Genomic DNA, 21497 nt, shown 5'->3' on the forward strand with positions numbered 1-21497 from the left:
CGACGACTACCCTGACGACCGTGGAGCACGACACCGTCAAGCACGCCATGGCGCGCGAAGAGGCCGAGCACGGTTATCCGCAGCACTGGGAGGCCGACGTCCTGCTGCGTGACGGCGGCACGGCCCGGATCAGACCGATCACCGCGGACGACGCGGACCGGCTGGTGGAGTTCTACGAGCAGGTCTCCGACCAGTCGAAGTACTTCCGGTTCTTCGCCCCGTACCCGCACCTGTCCGACAAGGACGTGCGCCGGTTCACCCACCACGACTACGTGAACCGGGTGGGTCTGGCGCTGGTGGTGCGGGACCGGTTCATCGCCACCGTCCGGTACGACCGGATCGACAAGGCGGGCATGCCGTCGACCACCGGGACGGACGCCGAGGTGGCGTTCCTGGTGCAGGACGCGCACCAGGGGCGGGGCATCGCCTCCGCGCTGCTGGAGCACATCGCGGCGGTCGCCCAGGAGCGCGGCATCCGCCGGTTCACCGCCGAAGTGCTGCCGGAGAACCGGAAGATGGTGAAGGTGTTCACCGACGCCGGCTACACCCAGCGGCGCAGTTTCGCCGACGGCGTGGTGCACCTGGAGTTCGACCTGGAGCCCACCGCCGCGTCGCTCGCGGTCATGCGGGCCCGTGAGCACCGTGCCGAAGCCCGGTCCGTGCAGCGGCTGTTGACGCCCCGGTCGATCGCCGTGATCGGCGTGTCGCGCAACCCGCAGTCGGTCGGCCGGGCGCTGCTGCGCGACATCCGGACGGGCTTCGACGGCCCGGTGTACGCCGTGAACCGCACCGTCGAGCCCGGCACCGAGCTGGACGGCGTCCCCACCCACCGTTCGGTGCTGGACATTCGCGGCCCGGTCGACCTGGCGGTGATCGCGGTGCCGGAGCCCGCCGTCCCCGCCGTGGTCGCCGAGTGCGGCGCGCACGGCGTGCAGGGCCTGGTGGTGGTCACCGCCGGGTACGCCGAGACCGGCCCGGACGGGCGTGACCGGCAGCGCGAGCTGGTCCGGCAGGCCCGGGCCGCCGGCATGCGGGTGGTCGGCCCGAACGCCTTCGGGCTGATCAACACCGACCCCGAGCACCGGCTGAACGCCTCGCTCGCACCGGTGCTGCCCGGCCGCGGACCGTTCGGCGTGTTCTGCCAGTCCGGCGCGATCGGCGTCGCCCTGCTGGAGGCCGCGCACCGGCGCGGCCTGGGTGTCTCCTCGTTCGCCTCGGTCGGCAACCGGGCCGACGTCTCCGGCAACGACCTGCTCCAGTACTGGGAGGAGGACGCCGCCACCGGCGTGGTGCTGCTGTACTTCGAGTCGTTCGGAAACCCGCGGAAGTTCACCCGGATCGCCCGCCGGCTGGCCGCCGCCAAGCCGGTGGTGGTGCTCAAGGGCGCCCGGCACACCGGCAGCCTGCCGCCCGGCCACGCCGTCCAGCCCGCCGCCACCCGGCTGCGCGACGCCACCGTGGACGCGCTGTTCCAGCAGGCCGGCGTGATCCGGGTGGACACCATCACCGAGCTCTTCGACACCGGCGAACTGCTGGCCGGCCAGCCGCTCCCGGCCGGCGGCCGGGTCGCCATCGTCGGCAACTCCGACTCGCTGGGGCTGCTCACCTACGACACCTGCCTGAGCTCCGGCCTGCGCCCGCGCACCCCCGTCGACCTGACCACCGGCGCCAGCGGCGAGAACTTCCGGATCGCGCTGGACACCGCACTCGGTGACCCGAAGGTGGACGCGGTGATCGCCGTCGCCATCCCGCCGATCGGCGTGCAGGGCCCCGAGTCCGCGCCCGAACTGGTCGAGGACGCCCCGGAGATCGCCCAGGCACTGCTGGACGCCGCCGAGCGCGGCCGGGAACTCGGCAAGCCGCTGCTGCTCGCCCACCTCGCGCTGCCCGCCCTGGTCACCCGGCTGCGCGTCGGGGGAGTGCCCGCCTACCCGGCCCCGGAACGCGCCGTCCACGCGCTCGCCGACGCCGTGCGCTACGCCAAGTGGCGACGCCGCAGCGCCGAGGCCGAGGAGACCGCCCGGGTCCCCGAACTGGAGGGCGTGCACGAGGGCGCCGCCCGCGACCTGGTCGAGCAGGCGCTGGGCAGCCGCGAGGCGGTCGCCGCCCGGCTGCAGTCCGGCGGGGCCCGGGTCACCCTGCCCGACCTGGACGCCGCCGCGCTGCTCGCCCACTACGGCATCGAGGTCAGTCCGACGCTCGCCGCACCCGACGAGAGCAGCGCCGTCAAGGCGGCGGCGACGCTCGGCTACCCCGTTGCGCTGAAAGCCACCGCCGAGCACCTGCGCCACCGGCCCGACCTCGGCAGCGTCCGGCTCGACCTCACCAGCGAGGCCGAGCTGCGCCGCGCCCACCGCGAGCTGGACGCCCTGCTGGGCGGCGCCGCGCAGGCGGAGCTGGTGGTGCAGCGGCTCGCCCCGCGCGGCGTGGACACCGTGATCGGCGCCGCCGTGGACCCGGCGGTCGGCACCATCCTGTCCTTCGGCCTGGCCGGCGCCCCCGCCGAACTGCTCGGCGACGTCGCCCACCGGCTGGTCCCGGCCACCGACCGGGATGTCGCCGAACTGATCCGGGAGGTCCGGGCCGCGCCGCTGCTGTTCGGCTGGCGCGGCGCCGAGGCGGTGGACACCGGCGCGCTGGAGGAACTGCTGCTCCGGGTCTCCCGACTGGTCGACGACCTGCCGGAGATCGCCGCCGTGGACCTGGAGCCCGTGGTGGTCGCCCCGCACGGCCTGACCGTGCTCGGCGCCCGGGTGCGGATCGCCCCGCTGCCGGTCCGCACCGATCTGGGACCGCGCGCCATGAGCACGCTGTAATCTTGCGTGGTTGCCCGCCCGGCAGGAGCGGGCAGCCGCCGGGCCCGGCAGCAGGACGACGGGCCGGGCGACCCGGCGCAGTGCCACCCGCCGGAGCGGCGGGACATGCCAGGATGGAGATATGGCGAAGACCGGTACCACCACGCAGGACCTGCGGTCCGCGATCGAGCGCAGCGGCTACTACCCGGCGCTGGTCTCCGAGGCGGTGGAGTCCGCGGTGGGCCCCGAGCCGATCAGTTCGTACCTGGTGCACCAGGAGACCACCTTCGACGCGAACGAGGTTCGCCGGCACGTCACCGTGCTGGTGCTCACCGCGTCCCGCTTCGTGGTCAGCCACACCGACGAGCAGAACGGCGACGCGGCCACGCCCGTGCCGTACGCCACCACCTCCACCGAGACGGTCCGGCTGGACCGGATCAACTCCGTGGTGATCAGCCGCATGGTCGCCAACCCCGAGACGTACACCCCCGGCACCCTGCCCCGCGAGGTCGTCCTCACCATCGGCTGGGGCGCCGTGCAGCGCCTCGACCTGGAGCCGGCCGGCTGCTCCGACCCGAACTGCGAGGCGGACCACGGCTACACCGGCTCCGCCACCGCCGACGACCTGTCGCTGCGGGTCAGCGAGGCCGGGGACGGTCCGGAGACGGTCGCCCAGGCGCTGGTGTTCGCCCGGGCGCTGTCCGAGGCGACCGTGGCCAACGGCTGAGCCCGGTATGCATCACGGTTACGACGCGTTCCACCCGCTCGACCCCGCCGACGCACCCGCCCCGCGCTACGGCTGCGCCGCCCTCTCCGACCTGCTGCCCACCTTGGCGGCGGGCCTCGGCGTGCCCGGCTACCGCGCCACGCTGCCGCTGGAGCCCGCCGACCGGGTGTGCGTCTTCCTGGTGGACGGCCTCGGCTGGGAGCTGATCCGCCGCCACCCCGACTGGGCGCCGTTCCTGAACTCGCTGACGGCCGCCGGCCAGCCGATCACGGCCGGCTTCCCGTCCACCACCGCCACCTCGCTGGCCTCCGTCGGCACCGGCCTGCCGCCGGGGCAGCACGGCCTGGCCGGATACACGGTGGCGATCCCCGGCCGCGGCCGGCTGATGAACCAGCTGCGCTGGCAGCCGCCGGTGGACCCGCACGGCTGGCAGCCGTACCCGACCGTCTTCGAGCAGGCGCACCTCGCGGGGGTGGCCACCGCCCAAGTGTCCTCCCCGCTGTTCGCCACCACCCCGCTCACCCAGGTCGCGCTCTCCGGCGGCACCTTCCTCGGCCGCACCACCGGCGAGGAGCGGATGGACCGGGCGGCCGCCTGGCTGGCCGAGCACGACCGCGCCCTGGTCTACACGTACCTGAGCGAACTCGACGCCGCCGGGCACCGGTTCGGCGTCGACTCGGACGAGTGGCGGCTCACCCTGTCCACCGTCGACCGGCTCGCCCGCCGCCTCGCCGAACAGCTCCCGCCGCGCTCCGCGCTCTACGTCACCGCCGACCACGGCATGATCGACGTCACCCCGGAGAATCGGATCGACTTCGACGAGGACTGGGAGCTCTCGGCCGGCGTCGCCCTGCTCGGCGGCGAGGGCCGCGCCCGCCACGTGTACGCCCACCCCGGCGCGGCCGGCGACGTGCACGCGGTGTGGAGCGAGGTCCTCGGCGAGCAGATGTGGGTCGCCACCCGCGACCAGGCCATCGCCGCGGGCTGGTTCGGCCCCGAGGTGGACGAACGGGTCTACCACCGGATCGGCGACGTGGTGGCCGCCGCGCGCGACGACATCGCGATCATCGCCAGCCGCAACGAGCCCGGCGAGTCCCAGATGATCGGCCTGCACGGCTCGATGACCCCCGTCGAACAACTCGTCCCGCTGCTCGAAGTCCGTGGCTGAGACCGGCCCGTCAATCACCCACGCCCGAAAGGCTGACGCTCCACCCATGGCTGAACTGGTGTTCTTCTCGGGCACGATGGACTGCGGCAAGTCGACGCTCGCCCTCCAGATGGACCACAACCACACCGCCCGCGGCCGGCAGGGCATCATCTTCACCCGCCACGACCGGGCCGGCGCCGCCACCATCTCCAGCCGCCTGGGCCTGCGCGCCGACGCGGTCGAGGTCGGCGACGAGTTCGACTTCCAGGCGTACGTGGTCCACCTGCTCTCGGCCGGCGGCAAGGTCGACTACCTGATCTGCGACGAAGCCCAGTTCTTCTCCGCCGGACAGATCGACCAACTCGCCCGCATCGTGGACGAGTTGGGCATCGACGTGTTCACCTTCGGGATCACCACCGACTTCCGCACCAAGCTGTTCCCCGGCTCCCAGCGCCTGATCGAACTCGCCGACCGGGTCGAGGTCCTCCAGGTCGAGGCACTCTGCTGGTGCGGCGCCCGCGCCACCCACAACGCCCGCACCGTCGGCGGCGTCATGGTGGTCGAAGGCGCGCAGGTTGTGGTCGGCGACGTCGCCGTCAACGAGGACGAGATCGGCTACGAGGTGCTCTGCCGCCGCCACCACCGCCGCCGCCTCACGGCAGCCACCGCCCGGGTCGCCGTCCTCTCCCCGGACGTTCTTCCGTTCGAAGGCTGATGCCGCGTCAGGTCGGTTGCCGCCACAATGGCAGCATGACCTCGCCGCTGATCACCGCCGCCGAACTCGCCGCCGCGCTCGACTCCCCGCACCCGCCGGTGCTGCTCGACATCCGCTGGCAGCTCGGCGGCCCGCCCGGCGCCGAGGAGTACGCCAAGGGCCACTTGCCCGGCGCGCACTACCTCGACCTCGACCGGGAACTCGCCGACCCGCCCGGCACCGCCGGCCGCCACCCGCTGCCCGGAGTCGAACGCCTCACCACCGCGCTGCGCCGGGCCGGCGTCACCACGAGCCGCCCCGTCGTCGCCTACGACGCCGGCCCCTCGCTCTCCGCCGCCCGCGCCTGGTGGCTGCTCCGCTGGGCCGGCCACCCCGACATCCGGGTCCTCGACGGCGGCCTCGCGGCGTGGCTCGCCGCCGGGCAGCCGCTCAGCATTGAGACGCCCGCCGTCGGGAACGGGGACTTCACGGTCGACCCCGGCCACCTTCCCACCGTCGACGCCACCGGCGCCGCCGAACTCGCCCGCACCGGAGTCCTGTTGGACGCGAGGGCCGGCGAACGCTACCGCGGCGAGACCGAGCCCGTCGACCCCCGGGCCGGCCACATCCCCGGCGCGGCCTCCGCCCCCACGACAGAGAATCTCGCGACGGACGGACGCTTCCTCCCCGCCGCGGATCTCGCGTCCCGGTTCGCGGCCCTCGGCGTCACCGACCCCGCCCACACCGCCGTCTACTGCGGCTCCGGCGTCACCGCGGCCCACCAACTCCTCGCCCTCGAACTCGCCGGCCACCAGGGCGCTGCGCTGTACCCCGGTTCCTGGAGCGAGTGGTCCGCGAACCCGGCGAACCCGATCGCTTAGGGTACGAAACCAGGGGCTCGGGGGTGCGAAACCAGGGGCTCGGGGAACGGCGAGGCCCTGTTGCCGGCGGCCAGAGACAGCGGTCGGCCATGGCTGCGGCGGGTCAAAGACAGGGACCAGAAACGGCGGAACGCTCAGCGCCCTGTTGATCACCAGCAGACATGGCCTCGCCGTTCTCCCCCAGCCTTGGCGGCTGGGAGGTGCCCCCACGAGCCCCTGTCGGGGCTCCCGCCGTTCCCCCCGAGCGTCTGTCGGGACTCTCCCACTTACTCGGGCTTCTTGCGGCGCGAGCCGAAGACGATCTCGTCCCAGCTCGGCACCGTCGCCCGCCGCCCGGGTCGGACGCCGTCCGCCTCGGCCTGGCGGTCGGTCGCGCCGACCATGCGGTCGCGGTGCGGGGAGACCGACCGCGGCATCAGGATGTCCGCGTACGCGGAGCCCGCGCCGACGCTCGCCGCAGGGGCACTCGCGGGTTCCTCGATCTCCTCGGGCTCCTCGGTGACCGTGGTCTCCACGCTCGGCCCGACCGGCGTCAGGTCTCCGCGGTAGGAGGGCACGACGTCCAACAGGCTGGTGAGGGAGTCCCGTTCGGGGGAGACCGCGGCGACCGCCTCGCGGTGCATGATGCGGTCGGCGGAGGGACGCTCGATCATCGGGCGCGTCGGGCGGTCGTGGGGGAGCCGGGCGATCCGCGGGATGAACGGGAAGACCGAGTCCTCCTCGCGTTCCACGTTCTCGCCGATCAGCGCGCGTGCCTCGTCGTCGTTCGGCTGCACCAGCCGCCGCGGCGGGTCGTACGACCAGGCGGCACGGCGGTGTTCGCCCTCGGCGCGGTAGGTGAGGATGACTTCCCAGGTGCCGTCGTCGCGGCGCCAGGAGTCCCAGCGTTCGGTGTCCTTCTCGGCGCCGCGCAGCGCGAGCCGCTCGGCGACGGCCTCGCCGAGCTGGGGGCCGGTGGACTCGCCGTGGCGGCGGATCGCCGTCTTGCGGGCCCGCTCGGCCATGAAGGCGCGCTCCGCCAGCACGGGACCCTCGAAGCGGCGTACGCGGTCGACCGAGATGCCGGCGGCCTGGGCGACCTCCTCGGCGGAGGCACCGGCTCGTATCCGCGCCTGGATGTCGCGCGGGCGGAGGTGGCTCTCCACCTCGATCTCGATCTGGCCCAGCCGCGGCCGGTCACCCCGGACGGCGGCGCGCAGCCGCTCGTCGATCGGAAGGGTGTACTCCGTGCTGTCGGCAGCCTTGAGCACCAGCCGTGTGCCGTCGTTGCTGACGGCCACGACGCGCAGTTCGGGCACGGTTACCTCCCGGGTGGTGCCTGCCGACGTCACCTGCGTCGCTGCTCCCGTACTGAGTGTGGCCTGCCCGCTGGCGAGTGGCCACAACCTTGCAGAGTTACCCGGCGTGTCGGGCTTTCACCCGGGCGCGCCGCTGTGGCACGGTTGCCTGTTTGCCACGTCGCCGTCGACATCGCACCCGGGCGCCCGGGCCGTCGTCTGACGGAGTGTCGACAGGCGGGACCGAAGGCTCAGGCTCCACGAACAGTACTCCATTCGTGGCATCCAGAGGGGCGGCTCGCCGCTCAAGTCTCCCGCGAATCATCGGAATCTCAAGAGTGTGCACCCCATAGGACGTCCGGTGATCGGCGGACGGTGATCATCTTCACATATATCGACCGGGGAGAACCGGATTTTCGACCCTTGTGTCCTTCTTTGGGCAAGATGGAGAGACTTGTTCGAAATTCCGACACGCCGACCGAGGGACAGTGATGCCGCAGCAGAGGGAGCAGTTCGCGCACGGAGCGGCCGGTGCCGAGGAGAAGGGCGAACGCAAGCGGCTTGATCTGACGATGACTCAGGTCGCGGCGAGCGCGCTGGCGACGGTGGTCGGTGCGGTCCTCGCCTCGGAACTCGGAGTGTACGGAACGATACTCGGCGCGGCCGTCGTCTCGGTGGGGGCGACGACCGGAAGCGCGGTCTTCCAGCACCTGTTCAAACGCACCGGGGAACGACTGCGCAATCGCGGCGCCGAATCCGCGCCCGCCGAACCTCCCCGGCCGGCTCCGGCGGGCGGAATCAGCCAGGACTGGAACACGCCGCGGTTGGTGCGGGCGAAACGTCGGTGGACCTGGAAGTCCTACACGGCGGTATCCGCACTGGTGTTCGCTATTGCGATGGTGCCGATCGTCGCGGTGGAACTCGCCGCCGGAAAACCGCTGCACGACATCACCACCGGCCAGGACGGCAGCGGCACTTCGTTCAACCCGTCCCGCCCGTCCGTCGGCGGCGGCGACAAGGGTGTCGACGACGGCGGCAAGCAGGACCGGCAGCAGCCCGCTCCGGTGCAGTCGCCGAGCAGCGATCCGTCCCGGTACTGGCCCAGTGACCGTCCCTCGTCCGGGAGTTCCGGCTCGCCCGCGCCCAGCACCTCGGCCCGGCCGTCCACCACGCCCGAGCCGACCGCGTCGCCCAGCGCCGGCGGCTCCCCGGCGGCCACCGGGGAGGCCCACCCCGGCCCCGCCTCGGGCGGCACGGTCGGGCCGGACGCCGCGCCCGGCGCGGGCGCGGCGGGCTGACGGGCGGTCAGGCGCCGAGCACCCGGCGCAGGTAGTCGTTGGCGAACCGGCGCTCCGGGTCGACCTTGTCGCGCAGCGCGGTGAAGTCGCCGAAGTGCGGGTAGACGGACGACAGGTACTCGGCGTCCCGGGTGTGCAGCTTGCCCCAGTGCGGACGACCCCGGTGGGCCGTCATCAGCTTCTCCACCTCGGTGAAGTAGCCCAGTTCGCGGGTGCCCCGGTACAGGTGGACGGCGATGTACACGCTGTCCCGGCCGTTCGCGGTGGACAGCCACAGGTCGTCCGCCGGGGCGGTCCGGACCTCGACGGGGAAGCTGATCCGCCAGTCGGAGCGCTCCACCAGCGCCTTCAGCTCGCGCAGCACGGTGGTGGCCGCCTCGCGCGGCACCGCGTACTCCATCTCCACGAAGCGGACCTTGCGGGGGCTGGTGTAGACCCTGTACGCCTGGTCCGTGAAGCGGCGCTCCGACCAGGCGCGGCTGGCGACCTGGGCGATGGTCGGGATCGAGCCGGGGAACGTCCGGCCCACCCGGCAGACGCCCTCCCACACCGTGTTGGAGACGAAGTCGTCGTCCAGCCAGGCCTTGAACTTCGGCAGCGGCGCGGCCGGTCCCTGGCTGCGGTTGTTGCGCTTGGTCGAGCAGCGGTCGGTGTGCGGGAACCAGTAGAACTCGAAGTGCTCGTTGACGGCGGTCAGTTCGTCGAAGTCGCCGAGCACCTCGTCGAAGCCCATCGGCTTCTCGTGCGCGCTGAGCAGGAACATCGGCTCCACCGCGAAGGTCAGCGCGCTGATCACGCCCAGCGCGCCCAGGCCGAGGCGGGCGCCCTGGAAGAGCTCGGGGTTCTCGGTGGCCGAGCAGGTCTGCACCGAGCCGTCGGCGAGGACGATCTCCACCGCCCGGATCTGCGCCGCCAGCGAGCCGGAGTCCCGGCCGGTGCCGTGGGTGCCGGTGCTGGTGGCGCCGGCCACCGTCTGCACCTCGATGTCGCCCATGTTGGTCAGCGACAGGTCGGCGGCCGCCAGCAGCCGGTTCAGCCGGTGCAGCGGCAGGCCCGACTCGACGGTGACGGTGCCCGCCGCGCGGTCGATCCCGCGCACCGCGGTCAGCCGGTCCGGGCGCACCATCACGGCGTCGCCGGCGGCGGCGATCGCGGTGAACGAGTGGCCGGAGCCGACCGCCTTCACGGGGCGGTCGGCCTCGGCGGCCGCCTTGATCGTCGCGGCGAGCTCCTCGACCGAGCCCGGCGCCGTCACCTGCGCGGGCCGCGCACTCTGGTTCCCCGCCCAGTTCCGCCAGACCTCGGTCATCTCCAGAGCCCTCCCGCTCGCACGTACCGCCTGCCGGTTCTACCGGCGGGTAGGGGGAGCGTAGTCACTGCCTGCGTGCAGGTCCATGGTCCGAAGGACCCAACATGAGGGCGGCTCACATCGTGGACGTCAGGAGGCGACGGACTCCGCCGGCGCGGCCGGCTGCTCGGCCGCGGCCAGCTGGTGGCGCAGCCGGGACATGCCCGCGTACGCGGCCAGTGCCCCGAAGCCCGCGGCGGCGACCGGCACCCAGTAGCCGTTGGCCGCGCCACTGGCGTCCACCACCAGGCCCGCCGCCGAGGAGCCGACCGCCACGCCCAGCGCCATGCCGGTGGTGGTCCAGGTCATGCCCTCGGTCAGCTGGGCGGCCGGGACCAGGCGCTCGACCAGCGCCATCGCGGTGATCAGGGTCGGCGAGATGGCCAGACCGGAGAGGAACAGCGCGGTGCCGACGCCGATCAGCGCGGCGGTGCCGTCCATCAGCTGGGCCGCGAGGATCAGCGGCACCATGCCGACGGCCATCACCGTCACCCCGATCAGGAACCTGCGGGCCATCGAACCGGCCGGCTTCAGGGTGCCGAACACCGCGCCGGCCAGGCAGGAGCCGAGCGCGTAGACGGCCAGCACCGGGCCGGAGGCGCCGGTGTGCTGCTGGGCCTTGGCGAACGCGACAGTGACCACCTCGACCGAGCCGAACACGCCGCCGGTGGCGACCAGCGTCATCACCAGGATCTGCAGGCCCCGGTTGGCGATCACGCTGGGCCCGGCCTGATGCGCGGCCGGATGCACCGGCGGCTCGGTGCGCCGCTGGCCGGTGAACAGCAGGACGCCGACCACCAGGAAGACCGCGGCCAGCAGCACGCCGGACTCGGGGAACACGGTGGTGGCCAGCGAGACCGCGAGTATCGGGCCGACGATGAAGCAGATCTCGTCCGCCACCGCCTCGAAGGAGTACGCGGTGTGCAGCTTCGGCGGCTCGTCCCGGTACAGGTGTGCCCAGCGGGCGCGGACCATCGACCCGGTGCTCGGCATCACGCCCATGCCGGCCGCGAACACGAACAGCGTCCAGTCCGGCAGGCCGGTCCGGGCGCCGAGCAGCAGGCCCGCCGCCGCCAGGACGGTGCCCAGGGTGGCGGGCAGTGCGATCCGGCGCTGGCCGTGCCGGTCGACCAGCCGGGAGATCCACGGGCCGAGGATCGCCGCGGAGACCGCGAGGGTGGCGGACAGTGCGCTGCCGAGCCAGAAGGTGCCCTTCATCTCGGCGAGCATGGTGACGGTGCCGATGCCCGTCATCGAGATCGGCAGGCGGGCGATCAGCCCGGAGGAGGAGAAGGCCAGACTGCCGGGAGCGGCGAATATCTGGCGGTAGCTGGACAGCACGGGGTGGCTCCGTCGGACGGGTGCGGCACGGGATGGGCGGTCGGACATCGAGGTAAGGCACAACTATCGCCCGGACAGCTTACGAACCGTGATCCATCATCCGCACCCGGGATAATCCGGACACCGTGCCGCCGACAGCCGTGCGCGGGCCGCACCGCCACGGGTGGCAGGATCGGAGCCATGCCCGACACGCGCACCCTCACCGACCCCGCGCCGTACGACGCGCTGCTGCTGCTGTCCTTCGGCGGGCCGGAGGGCCCCGAGGACGTGGTGCCCTTCCTGGAGAACGTCACCCGGGGACGCGGCATCCCGAAGGAGCGGCTGATCGAGGTCGGCAAGCACTACTTCCTGTTCGACGGGATCAGCCCGATCAACGGGCAGAACCGCGAGCTGCTGGCCGCGCTCCGCAAGGACTTCGCCGACCACGGCCTCGACCTGCCGGTCTTCTGGGGCAACCGGAACTGGGCGCCGTACCTGGTCGACACCCTGCGGGAGATCGCCGACGCCGGGCACCGCCGGGTGCTGGTGCTCGCCACCAGCGCCTACGCGGGTTTCTCCGGCTGCCGGCAGTACCGGGAGAACCTGGCCGACGCGCTGGCGCAGCTGGCCGCCGAGGGCCGGCCCGAGCTGACCGTCGACAAGCTGCGGCACTTCTACAACCACCCCGGCTTCGTCCGGCCGATGATCGACGCCACCCTCGCCGCACTCGCCGAACTCCCCGACGGCGCACGGGAGAACGCCCGGCTGGCGTTCACCACGCACTCGATCCCGACCGCCATGGCGGAGACCTCCGGCGCCCCCGACGACCCGGCCCGCGGCACCCCCGGCGGCGCCTACGTCGCCCAGCACCTGGACGTCGCCCGGCTGATCGTCGACGCGGTCGCCGAGCACACCGGCGTCACCGACCGGCCCTGGCAGCTGGTCTACCAGAGCCGCAGCGGCGCCCCGCACGTCCCGTGGCTGGAACCGGACATCTGCGACCACCTGGAGGCCCAGCACGCCGACGGCGCCGCGGCCGTGGTGATGGTGCCGATCGGGTTCGTCTCCGACCACATGGAGGTCAAGTACGACCTGGACACCGAGGCGGTGGCCAGGGCCGCCGAACTCGGCCTGCCGGTCGCCCGGGCCGCCACCGTCGGCGCCGACCCGCGGTTCGCCGCCGCCGTCCGCGAACTCGTCGTGGAACGGGCCGCCGCGCAGCGCGGCGAGCCGGTCACCCGCTGCGCGCTGGGCGCCCTCGGCCCCAGCCACGACGTGTGCGCCACCGCCTGCTGCCCCAACCCGCGCGCACCCCGCCCCGCCGCCGCCGAAGCCTGAAGGATCTGATCGTGGAACTGCTGGACGACCTGCTCGCCACCGCCGTCGAGGCCGCCACCCGTGCCGGTGAACTGCTCCGCGACGGCCGGCCCGAGGACCTCGGCGTCGCCGCCACCAAGAGCAGCCCGGTGGACGTGGTGACCGAGATGGACCTGGCCTCCGAGAAGCTCGTGCTGGAGCTGATCTCGGCCCGCCGCCCCGACGACGGCTACCTCGGCGAGGAGGGCGCCGACCGCCCCGGCACCAGCGGCGTGCGCTGGGTGGTCGACCCGCTCGACGGAACGGTCAACTACCTTTACGGGCTTCCCTCCTGGGCCGTCAGCGTGGCCGCCGAACTGGACGGCGAAGCGGTGGTCGGCGTGGTCTCGGTGCCCGCCCGGGGCGAGCTGTTCCAGGCGGTGCGCGGCCGCGGCGCCCAGCTGAACGGCCGCCCGCTCGCCGTCCGCGCGGCCCCCGTCTGGGGCCAGGCGCTGGTGGCGACCGGCTTCGGCTACCTGCGCGAGCGGCGGGTGCACCAGGCCGAGGTGCTGCACGCGCTGATGGGCGAGGTCCGCGACATCCGCCGGGCCGGCGCGGCCGCCGTCGACCTGTGCGACCTGGCCGCCGGCCGCTTCGACGGCTACTTCGAGCGCGGCCTGGCCCCCTGGGACCGGGCGGCCGGCGTGCTGATCGCCCGCGAGGCCGGCGCGCTCACCGGCTCCCGCCCCGGCCTGCCCGCGGACGGCGAGCTCACCGTCGCCGCCCCGCCCGGCGTGTTCGAGCCGCTGCAGGCCCGACTGGAGGAACTCGGCGCCTGGCACGACTGAGCCCCGGGCGCCCGGACAGCGAAAAGCCCCGGTACGGGAGACCGTGCCGGGGCTCGCTGGTGCGTTGAAGGTGGGATCAGGCGGCGGAGCGGTGCGTTCCGAGCATCGGGTCCACGCCGTGTTCGGCGGCGAGACGCTGAAGGTCTTCCAGCTCGGACTGCTCGACCTCGGCCAGGAACTCGTCCCCGGATTCGATCGCGCGGTGCAGATCCTGCTCGGCGTTCTGGATCCGCTGAAGGATTCCGGCAGTGAAGGCGTCCATACGGGCCCCCTTTTCCTGTGTCGGACGGGCACGGTCCCGAGCAGCCCCCCGGCACGGAATCGGATGAACCCCGGACGGACACCTGACGACCGGTGCAGGATCCGGTCGGGTGCTCGGGCGGCGCGCGGGCCGCGACCCGGTGGCTCTCGATTCACAGCCGGTGCGGATGGGGCACTCGGCGGGTGGTGGCCGTGAAGAACCGCCACGGGACGGCATCACGGTGTGCACGTGTCCTCCCCACCCCCAGGGCCGGGAAACCTCAACTCGCCGGAAAGTTGCCCGAGTCACAGTCCAAGCGGCATCCGGCGCCTCCGGTTTCGCCGTCGGCGCACCGGGCTTATGACTGCTTTACCGCGCGACCAGGCAGGATGGAGGCACCGTCGGATCCGCATGCCCGGATCCGCGCCCGGCGCATCACGGCCCGCACGGGCAGCACGGCCTGGGCCGCTCCAGGAGAAGGGACACCACCGTGCGGGTACTCGTCGTCGAGGACGAGCAGCTGCTCGCCGAGGCCGTCGCCACCGGTCTGCGCCGGGAGGCCATGGCGGTCGACGTCGTCTACGACGGGGAGGCCGCGTTGCAGCGGATCGCCGTGAACGACTACGACGTGGTGGTGCTCGACCGGGACCTCCCGCTGGTGCACGGCGACGACGTCTGCCGCCGCATCGTCGAGCAGGGCCTGGCCACCCGGGTGATCATGCTGACCGCCTCCGGCGACATCAGCGACCGCGTCGAGGGCCTGGAGATCGGCGCCGACGACTACCTCCCGAAGCCGTTCGCGTTCAGCGAGCTGGTCGCCCGCGTCCGCGCCCTGGGCCGGCGCGCCACCGTCCCGCTGCCGCCCGTGCTGGAGCGCGCCGGGATCAGCCTCGACCCGGGCCGCCGCGAGGTGATCCGGGAGGGCAAGCCGGTCCAGCTCGCCCCCAAGGAGTTCGCCGTGCTGGAGGTCCTGATGCGGGCCGGCGGCGCGGTGGTCTCCGCCGAGCAGCTGCTGGAGAAGGCCTGGGACGAGCACACCGACCCGTTCACCAACGTGGTCCGGGTCACCGTGATGACGCTGCGCCGCAAGCTCGGCGACCCGCCGGTGATCGTCACCGTCCCCGGCTCCGGCTACCGGGTCTGACCCGCCCCGTCGCAACCCCCACCGTCGTCTGAGAGGACTTCCGGCCATGACCACCCCGCCACCGCCCGGCGGGGCCCCCGGCGTGCCCACCCCGGGCCCGGGCCAGGTGCCCCCGCGTCCGAACCACCCCCCGCGCCGGCCCGGCCCGGGCCGCGACGACGACGCCTACCGCCCAGGCGACGGCCTGTTCGCCTGGCTGTCGCTGCGACCCACCATCCGCATCCGCCTCACCCTGCTGTACGGCGGGATGTTCCTGATGGCCGGCGTGGTGCTGCTGCTGCTGATGTACTACTTCGTCCGCTCGGCCTTCCAGACCGACCTGGTGCCGCACTTCACCCTCGGCCAGGGCGTCACACTGCGGGCCTACGACGGCGCCACCCTGACCAACCAGGGCGAGCTCGACCGGTGGCTGGCGCACTTCCAGGCCACCCGGAGCGACGAGGCGCTCTCCACCCTGCTGCGCAAGGCGCTCACCGCGCTGGTCTGCCTGGCCGTGATCGCCTTCGCGGTCGGCTACACGGTGGCCGGCCGGGTGCTGCACCCGCTCGGCCGGATCACCCGCACCGCCCGCGAGGTGGCCGGCTCCGACCTGCACCGCCGGATCAACCTGGACGGCCCGGACGACGAGCTCAAGGAACTCGCCGACACCTTCGACGAGATGCTGGAGCGCCTCGACCGCGCCTTCGACTCCCAGCACCGGTTCGTCGCCAACGCCTCGCACGAGCTGCGCACCCCGCTGGCGATCAACCGCACCCTGCTGGAGGTGCAGCTCTCCGACCCGAACACCTCGCCCGACCTGCAACAGCTCGGCAAGACCCTGCTGGCCACCAACGAGCGCAGCGAACAGCTGGTGGAGGGCCTGCTGCTGCTGGCCCGCAGCGAGAACGAGCTGACCGAGCGCCGGCCGGTCGACCTCGCCGAGGTCGCCCAGCGCGCGCTGGAGCAGATCCGCCCGGAGGCCGGCAACCGCGAGGTGGAGCTGCGCCCCGAGCTGGCCGCCGCGCCCGCCCACGGCAACGGCGTGCTGCTGGAGCGGATCGCGCTCAACCTGGTGCAGAACGCCGTCCGCTACAACAGCCCCGGCGGCTGGGTGGAGATCACCACCGCGGCGGTCCGCGGCGGGGGCGGCGAGCTGGTGGTGAGCAACACCGGCCCGGTGGTGCCCGGTTACGAGCTGGACCACATCTTCGAGCCGTTCCGCCGGCTGAAGAACACCGACCGCACCCGCAGCGACAAGGGCGTCGGTCTCGGCCTGTCGATCGTCCGCTCCGTGGTGCGCGCCCACGGAGGCACCCTGGAGGCCACTGCCCGCCCCGGAGGAGGCCTGCGCATCCAGGTCCGCATTCCTTAGTCGCCGGGCCGCCCTCCGGGCCGCCTGTGCCCGCCCACGGCGTTTTCCGGTGCCGGGACGCCCTCAGCCGCCCCTGCTCAGCCTTTGTCGGAACGACATAAGCGCTGGACAGGGGCGGCTTGTCATTTGCGGGCGAGACAACTTACGGTGTCGTAACCTACGCAGCCGTAGGTCCGCCCGCACATCAGCAGGAGCAACGCCGTGACCATCGCCCCCGTGCAGCGCACCGCAACGACCGCCTGGACCGACGCCAGGCTGATCCTCGCGCTCGAAGAGGTCGTGGAGACCGAGCTGAATCGTCACCTCAAGGCGGCCAAGGAGTGGATGCCGCACGAGTACGTGCCGTGGAGCCGGGGGCGGGACTTCGACGGCGTGCTCGGCGGCGAGGCCTGGTCCCTCGACCAGTCCAAGGTCACCCCGCTGGCCCGGATCTCGTTGGTGGTCAACCTGCTGACCGAGGACAACCTCCCCAGCTACCACCACGAGATCGCCAGCATGTTCGGCCGCGAGGGCGCCTGGGGCACCTGGGTGCACCGCTGGACCGCCGAGGAGGGCCGGCACGGCATAGCGATCCGCGACTACCTGCTGGCCACCCGGGCCGTCGACCCGGTCGAGCTGGAGCGGGCCCGGATGGCGCACATGTCGGAGGGCTTCGAGTCCGACAACGCGCACAGCATGCTGCAGTCCGTCGCCTACGTCGCCTTCCAGGAGCTGGCCACCCGGATCGCCCACCGCAACACCGGCCACCACTCCGGCGACGAGCTCTGCGACCAGCTGCTGGCCAAGATCGCCAACGACGAGAACCTGCACATGGTCTTCTACCGGAACCTGCTGAAGGCCGCCCTGGAGATCGCCCCCGACCAGGCCATGCGCGCCGTCGCCGACGTGGTGCTGAACTTCAGGATGCCCGGCCACGGCATGCCCGGCTTCGAGCGCTCGGCCGCCCAGATCGCCATCGGCGGCATCTACAACCTGCGGATCCACCACGACGACGTGCTGCAGCCGGTGCTGCGCCACCTGAAGGTCATGGAGATCACCGGCCTCGGCCCGGTCGGCCAGCACGCCCAGGACGAGCTGGGCGCCTTCCTGGACGGTCTGAACGACCAGGCCACCCGCTTCGACGAGCGCCAGGCCGCACTGCTCGCCCGCCGCGCCGCCGCGGCCGCCGCCCGCGCCTGAGCCCGATCGCCGCCGGGGCCGAGTCCGATCACCGCTGGGGCCCGAGCGTGGCCGTCGGAACACGGAACGCTTCCGTTCGATTCCGGTCGGTATGCGGACAATCCGACCGCGCACGACCGGGTCGAAAGGCCCGTTTTCACGGGAAACGCCCGCACTCGCGCCGGATGTGACGAACATCACACCTCGCCGGGCGGCTTGATCGCGCCACTCGTCGGGGTGATCACCCGTTCGGGTTGGTCGGTAGCGGTGAGTCACCGTTCGGGGCGATCCCCGGCAGCTCGACCGATCGTCAAGAACCTTTACTCCCCGTCGAGTTGTCGCCCCGGCCGCCGGACGGCCGCCACCCACCGTCACGATCAACGGCCCGCGGCCCCGACCGGTTCACTCGCGCGGTGGACCGTGTTCGGACCCCGTTCGATCATCCCAACGGGCCTCGGGCCGGGTGTCGATTGAGTAACAGGGCTTGAAGTAAGGCACAATCTCGGCCTCGGGTCGGGCACAAGACCGGCCCCCCAGGCGTTACGTGCGCTGGAGATACCGCACACACCCAAAGGGGGAGAGCGAAACATGGCAACGGACTACGACACCCCACGCAAGACCGATGACGACCTCAACGAGGACAGCATCGAGGAACTGAAGGCCCGCCGGAACGAGAAGGCTTCCGGTTCCGTCGACGTCGACGAGTACGACGCCAACGAGGGTCTGGAGCTCCCCGGCGCCGACCTCTCCAACGAGGAACTCTCGGTCCGCGTGCTGCCCCGGCAGGCCGACGAGTTCACCTGCATGAGCTGCTTCCTGGTCCACCACCGGAGCCAGCTCTACAGCGAGAAGAACGGCCAGCCGATCTGCCGGGACTGCGGCGCCTGAAAACGGCGCGGCACTGGCCCGGGCGGGCGAGACCCCTCCGCCGGCCCGGTACGCCGCCCCGTCCGGCCTTGAGCAGCGAGGCCGGAGGCAGAAGCAGCGACCGTCCCGAGCGGTCGCACCCGGCAGAGCGCGAACCGCGCGCCTGCACCCGCAGTGCACGCAGACAGACCGAAAGGGACGGCCCCACCACAGGGGCCGTCCCTTTCGGTCTGTTCGTGCTCTCGCGTTCGCTGTGTTCTCGGGGTCGGCGCGCGGGTCTGCCGCGCGGCGGCCTCCGGACCGGTCAGCGGCTCCGGCTGCCCGCCGCCGCCTCGTCCAGGGCGTCCGCCAATCGCTGCGGAGACCGGGTCGACAGGTACAGGTACGGCGTCGGGTCGGCCGGGTCCGTCACCGCGACCTTCAACGCCGTCGGGACGTAGCTGCGCAGCAGCATGAACGCCCGAGGGTCGGCCTTCACCGAACGCCAGGCCACGGCCTCCTTCGGGTTCAGCACCTCGGCCTCGCCCAGCGCGCTCACCGGGATCCGGGCCTGCCCGGCCACCAGCGACCCCTGCACCACCCGGATCCGGGGCGAGCCGTAGCTGCTCAGGGCCGCCGCCCCGGCGGCCACCCCCACGACCAGCCCGATCAGGGCGCCCAGTCCGCTGAACCGGAGCAGGATCAGCCCGAACGAAAGCCCGAGCGCCACGGGCAGCAGCCACCAGGACCGCGGGACGGTGAGACGTTCCTCGTACATGCCTCCCATTGTGGGCGCAGCACACGCCGGGCCCGGTGGCCGGGGCCCCTCGGCGCGCCTGTCCCGGGAAGCTACCGGCAGGTAGGGTCGCCGCTGTGAACGGACCCACCCCCACCACCCCGCCCGCGGACGCCGTCCTGCCGCCCCGCTCCCCGCTCGCGCCCGCACCCGGCACCGTCATCGGCTCCCACTACGACGGCTGCTTCGGCTGCGGCCCGCACCACCCGCACGGGCTCCAGCTCGTCGCCGTCGCCGGCGAACAGCTCGACGTCACCGCGCAGTTCACCGTCAAGGCGGCCCACCAGGGCGGCCCCGGGCTGGCCCACGGCGGCGTTCTGGTCAGCGCCATGGACGAGACCCTCGGCACGCTCAACTGGCTGCTCGCCGCCCCCGCCGTCACCGGCCGCCTGGAGACCGACTTCGTCCGCCCCGTCCCCGTCGACTCCGTGCTGCACATCCACGCATGGGTGACCGGGGTCCACGGCCGCAAGGTCTACAGCGCCGCCGAAGGCCGGATCGGCGGCCCCGACGGGCCGGTCGCCATTCGCGCCCAGGCACTGTTCGTCCAGGTGAAGCTGGAACACTTCACCACGCACGGCCGTCCCGAGGACGTGCAGAAGGTCCTGGACGACCCGGACCAGATCAAACGCGCCCGAGCCTTCGAGGTGAACCCGTGACCGACCCCGTCCGCCAGCCCGTCGACATCCTGATCCGCCGCCTCGACCCGGAGATCCCGCTCCCCGCGTACGAGCACCCCGGCGACGCCGGCGCCGACCTGCGCACCACCGAGGACGCCGAACTCCAGCCCGGCGAGCGCGCGCTGCTCCCCACCGGCATCTCCATCGCGCTGCCGGACGGCTACGCCGCGTTCGTCCACCCCCGTTCGGGTCTGGCAGCCCGTTGCGGAGTTGCACTGGTGAACGCCCCAGGGACGGTCGATGCCGGGTACCGTGGTGAGATCAAGGTGATCGTCGTCAACCTGGACCCTCGGGAGCCGGTCAACTTCAAGCGAGGCGACCGAATTGCCCAGCTGGTCATCCAGCAGGTCGAGAAGGCCCGCTTCCACGAAGTGGGTGAACTCCCGGGTTCGGTCCGGGCCGAAGGCGGGTTCGGCTCGACCGGCGGTCACGCCGCGGTCTAGCATGCGCCGCGGTCTCGGCTCCGCCGAGCAGCACGACGAACGGGTGGAAGCGATGCACGATGCAACGATTTTCGGCCGGTCCAGTGGGTAGCAGGTAGCAGATATTCGCGTTCGGTCTTGGATTCGGTCTTGGACCGGGAAGGACAGTGACCGTGTTCCGTCGTCGCAAGAGCGAGGACGCTGTCGAGCAGCTCGCCGAGGACGCCATCAGCGCCGACGAGACGGCCGATGACGTCGAGGATTCCGTCGAGAACGAGAGCGACACCGAACTCGACCCGGCCGACCGCGTCGGCCTCCCGCCGGCCCCGCGCCCGGACGGGCCGTGGGACATCTCCGAGCTGGAGAATCCCGCCGAGGGCCGCGTCGACCTGGGTGGCCTGCTGGTCCCCGGCGTCGAGGGCATGGAGCTCCGGGTCGAGGTGGCCGGGGACGCGATCGTCGCCGCCACCCTGGTGCTCGGCAACAGCGCCATCCAGCTGCAGGCCTTCGCCGCCCCCAAGTCGGAGGGCATCTGGGGCGAGGTCCGCGAGGAGATCGCCAACGGCATCACCAGCCAGGGCGGCGCCATCGAGGAAGAGGAAGGCACCCTCGGCTGGCACCTCCGTGCCCAGGTCCCGGTGCAGCTTCCCGACGGCACCCAGGGTGTCCAGCTGGTCCGCTTCATCGGCTGCGACGGCCCGCGCTGGTTCCTGCGCGGCGTGATCTCCGGCCAGGCAGCGGTCCAGCCCGAGATGGCCGGCCTGCTCGAAGAGGTCTTCCGGCAGACCGTCGTGGTCCGCGGCGAGTCCCCCATGGCTCCCCGCGACCCGATCGTCCTCAAGCTCCCCGAGGACGCGCAGATGGTCGCCGACGGCGCCGCGGCTCCCGCCGACGCCGAGTCCCCCTACTCGGGCGGCTCCATCGACCCCTTCTCGCGCGGCCCCGAGATCACCGAGGTCCGCTGACCTTCCGGACGTCCCGCGTCCCCTTCCGCCCCTGCACCGTTCGCGTGCGGGGGCGGATTTGCTTTGCGGACGCCGATCCCCGTACAGTTCCGGAGTCGCACCGAGAGGGGCGAACGAAAGCAAGTCGGACTGAATGAAACTCCGGAAAACGGAGCGGAAAACATCTGATAAGCTGGGAACGCGAAAGAACGAAGCGCCCGGAGGGTTCGCAGGAATGCGGCTCGAAGGAAGTGTCCGTTCCTTGAGAACTCAACAGCGTGCCA

At 72.5% G+C, this 21497-nt stretch carries 20 protein-coding genes; 15 read left to right on the top strand and 5 right to left on the bottom strand.

What is annotated here, in order from left to right; translation table 11 throughout:
* Window positions 1–47: 47 nt before the first annotated feature.
* The 5 genes from IEZ12_RS22050 to IEZ12_RS22070 all read left to right on the top strand — a co-directional run bounded on the left by IEZ12_RS22050 (window position 48) and on the right by IEZ12_RS22070 (window position 6244).
* Window positions 48–2816 (top strand): bifunctional acetate--CoA ligase family protein/GNAT family N-acetyltransferase, encoded by a 2769-nt coding sequence (locus tag IEZ12_RS22050; protein WP_189273930.1) that lies wholly within the window; start codon window positions 48–50, stop codon window positions 2814–2816.
* A gap of 121 nt (window positions 2817–2937) precedes the next feature.
* A complete protein-coding gene (locus tag IEZ12_RS22055) occupies window positions 2938–3522 on the top strand; it encodes a DUF5998 family protein (RefSeq protein ID WP_100589817.1) in 585 nt (194 codons plus the stop codon).
* Window positions 3523–3529: 7 nt separating this feature from the next.
* Window positions 3530–4690, top strand: coding sequence for an alkaline phosphatase family protein (locus IEZ12_RS22060; protein WP_100589818.1), 1161 nt, complete (start codon window positions 3530–3532; stop codon window positions 4688–4690).
* 46 nt (window positions 4691–4736) lie between these two features.
* Window positions 4737–5384, top strand: a complete 648-nt coding sequence (locus tag IEZ12_RS22065) for a thymidine kinase (RefSeq protein WP_043909870.1) — start codon at window positions 4737–4739, stop codon at window positions 5382–5384.
* Window positions 5385–5419: 35 nt separating this feature from the next.
* Complete coding sequence (locus IEZ12_RS22070; protein WP_189273890.1) at window positions 5420–6244, top strand: sulfurtransferase; 825 nt, start codon at window positions 5420–5422, stop codon at window positions 6242–6244.
* Window positions 6245–6510: 266 nt separating this feature from the next.
* Here the strand turns inward: IEZ12_RS22070 and sepH are convergent, their stop codons facing one another.
* Window positions 6511–7575 carry a septation protein SepH gene (gene sepH / locus IEZ12_RS22075; RefSeq protein WP_189273892.1) on the bottom strand — a complete coding sequence of 355 codons (1065 nt, stop codon included), beginning with the start codon at window positions 7573–7575 and terminating at the stop codon, window positions 6511–6513.
* A gap of 437 nt (window positions 7576–8012) precedes the next feature.
* On the opposite strand from sepH, the gene IEZ12_RS22080 reads away from it, so the two are divergent.
* On the top strand, window positions 8013–8819 hold the full coding sequence (locus tag IEZ12_RS22080; RefSeq protein WP_189273894.1) for a hypothetical protein: 807 nt from the start codon (window positions 8013–8015) through the stop codon (window positions 8817–8819).
* 7 nt (window positions 8820–8826) lie between these two features.
* Here IEZ12_RS22080 and IEZ12_RS22085 read toward each other — a convergent pair whose 3' ends face one another.
* Window positions 8827–10128 (bottom strand): D-arabinono-1,4-lactone oxidase, encoded by a 1302-nt coding sequence (locus tag IEZ12_RS22085; protein ID WP_189273897.1) that lies wholly within the window; start codon window positions 10126–10128, stop codon window positions 8827–8829.
* A gap of 129 nt (window positions 10129–10257) precedes the next feature.
* Window positions 10258–11508: an MFS transporter gene (locus IEZ12_RS22090; RefSeq protein WP_189273899.1), complete on the bottom strand. Its 1251-nt coding sequence runs from the start codon at window positions 11506–11508 to the stop codon at window positions 10258–10260.
* A gap of 180 nt (window positions 11509–11688) precedes the next feature.
* Between IEZ12_RS22090 and IEZ12_RS22095 the strand changes: the two genes are divergently transcribed.
* A complete protein-coding gene (locus tag IEZ12_RS22095) occupies window positions 11689–12825 on the top strand; it encodes a ferrochelatase (RefSeq protein WP_189273900.1) in 1137 nt (378 codons plus the stop codon).
* Between the two features lie 5 nt (window positions 12826–12830).
* Window positions 12831–13631: an inositol monophosphatase family protein gene (locus IEZ12_RS22100; RefSeq protein WP_189273932.1), complete on the top strand. Its 801-nt coding sequence runs from the start codon at window positions 12831–12833 to the stop codon at window positions 13629–13631.
* Window positions 13632–13707: 76 nt separating this feature from the next.
* Here IEZ12_RS22100 and IEZ12_RS22105 read toward each other — a convergent pair whose 3' ends face one another.
* Window positions 13708–13893 carry a hypothetical protein gene (locus tag IEZ12_RS22105; protein WP_043909885.1) on the bottom strand — a complete coding sequence of 62 codons (186 nt, stop codon included), beginning with the start codon at window positions 13891–13893 and terminating at the stop codon, window positions 13708–13710.
* Window positions 13894–14362: 469 nt separating this feature from the next.
* Between IEZ12_RS22105 and IEZ12_RS22110 the strand changes: the two genes are divergently transcribed.
* The 4 genes from IEZ12_RS22110 (at window position 14363) to IEZ12_RS22125 (ending at window position 18413) form a co-directional block, all read left to right on the top strand.
* Entirely contained in the window at window positions 14363–15016 is a 654-nt protein-coding gene (locus IEZ12_RS22110; protein WP_043909888.1) for a response regulator transcription factor, read from the top strand.
* Window positions 15017–15062: 46 nt separating this feature from the next.
* Window positions 15063–16367 carry a sensor histidine kinase gene (locus tag IEZ12_RS22115; RefSeq protein ID WP_189273902.1) on the top strand — a complete coding sequence of 435 codons (1305 nt, stop codon included), beginning with the start codon at window positions 15063–15065 and terminating at the stop codon, window positions 16365–16367.
* A 201-nt stretch (window positions 16368–16568) separates the two neighbouring features.
* Entirely contained in the window at window positions 16569–17546 is a 978-nt protein-coding gene (locus tag IEZ12_RS22120) for an acyl-ACP desaturase (protein ID WP_189273903.1), read from the top strand.
* A gap of 567 nt (window positions 17547–18113) precedes the next feature.
* Entirely contained in the window at window positions 18114–18413 is a 300-nt protein-coding gene (locus IEZ12_RS22125; RefSeq protein WP_043909894.1) for a DUF4193 domain-containing protein, read from the top strand.
* A gap of 283 nt (window positions 18414–18696) precedes the next feature.
* Here the strand turns inward: IEZ12_RS22125 and IEZ12_RS22130 are convergent, their stop codons facing one another.
* On the bottom strand, window positions 18697–19149 hold the full coding sequence (locus IEZ12_RS22130; RefSeq protein ID WP_373295512.1) for a DUF3093 domain-containing protein: 453 nt from the start codon (window positions 19147–19149) through the stop codon (window positions 18697–18699).
* Window positions 19150–19244: 95 nt separating this feature from the next.
* Here IEZ12_RS22130 and IEZ12_RS22135 point away from each other — a divergent pair, with 95 nt between their 5' ends.
* From IEZ12_RS22135 to IEZ12_RS22145, 3 genes are all read left to right on the top strand, one after another.
* Window positions 19245–19826, top strand: coding sequence for a PaaI family thioesterase (locus IEZ12_RS22135; protein ID WP_189273905.1), 582 nt, complete (start codon window positions 19245–19247; stop codon window positions 19824–19826).
* Window positions 19823–20290, top strand: a complete 468-nt coding sequence (gene dut, locus IEZ12_RS22140) for a dUTP diphosphatase (protein WP_043909899.1) — start codon at window positions 19823–19825, stop codon at window positions 20288–20290. The genes IEZ12_RS22135 and dut overlap by 4 nt, the downstream gene beginning before the upstream one ends.
* A gap of 152 nt (window positions 20291–20442) precedes the next feature.
* Window positions 20443–21234, top strand: coding sequence for a DUF3710 domain-containing protein (locus IEZ12_RS22145; RefSeq protein WP_043912253.1), 792 nt, complete (start codon window positions 20443–20445; stop codon window positions 21232–21234).
* Window positions 21235–21497 lie beyond the last annotated feature (263 nt).

The sequence above is a fragment of the Kitasatospora griseola genome, assembly GCF_014648555.1.
GTDB lineage: Bacteria > Actinomycetota > Actinomycetes > Streptomycetales > Streptomycetaceae > Kitasatospora > Kitasatospora griseola.